This is a genomic window from Alcanivorax sp. HI0044, from assembly GCF_001634945.1.
Window position 1 is genome coordinate 1 of the sequence record NZ_LWEZ01001830.1, and the last position, 725, is coordinate 725.

Consider the following 725-nt stretch of genomic DNA (forward strand, 5'->3'; position numbering starts at 1 on the left):
GCAGACGAAACCAAGCTGGCTGAGATTATGCTCAGCCTGGAAGCACTCAAGTACAACAGCAAGAAGCTGCGCAAGTGGATGAAGGCAGAAAAACGCAGTGTCAGCGCCCTGAGTTGGCCCGGCAAAACCTGGGTGGAATACCAGCCGCTGGGCGTGGTGGGCATTATCGTGCCCTGGAACTATCCGATTCAGCTGGCCCTCGTGCCCATGCTCACCGCGCTGGCCGCCGGCAACCGGGTGATGGTGAAAATGAGTGAAGCCACTCCGCGCACCGGCGCCCTGCTGGAAAAACTGGTCAGCGAGGCGTTTCCGGAAGAGCAGGTGGCCGTGGTCAACGGCGAAGTGGATGTGGCCCAGGCTTTCTCCGAAATGCCCTTTGATCACATGCTGTTCACCGGCTCCACCGCCGTGGGCAAGCACATCATGCGTGCCGCCGCCAACAACCTGACTCCGGTGACGCTGGAGCTGGGCGGCAAGAGCCCCTGCATCATCGGTCAGGACTTCCCCATGAAGGATGTGGCCGAGCGAATTGCCTTCGGCAAGTGCATGAACTCCGGCCAGACCTGTGTGGCCCCGGACTACATCCTCTGCCCGGAGAACCGGGTGCGCGAATTTGTGGACGCCTGGACCGCCCAGGTGAAGCAGTCCTACCCCACCATGGTGAACAACCCGGACTACACGGCCATCGTTAACGAGCGCCAGCTCAAACGGCTGCAAGGCTACGT

1 protein-coding gene is annotated in these 725 nt (G+C 61.1%); it reads left to right on the plus strand.

Features of this window, described 5'->3' with window-relative positions; translation table 11 throughout:
- Positions 1-725, plus strand: a 725-nt coding sequence (locus tag A3730_RS27340; protein WP_156501405.1) for an aldehyde dehydrogenase family protein, incomplete at both ends; no start/stop codon positions are given.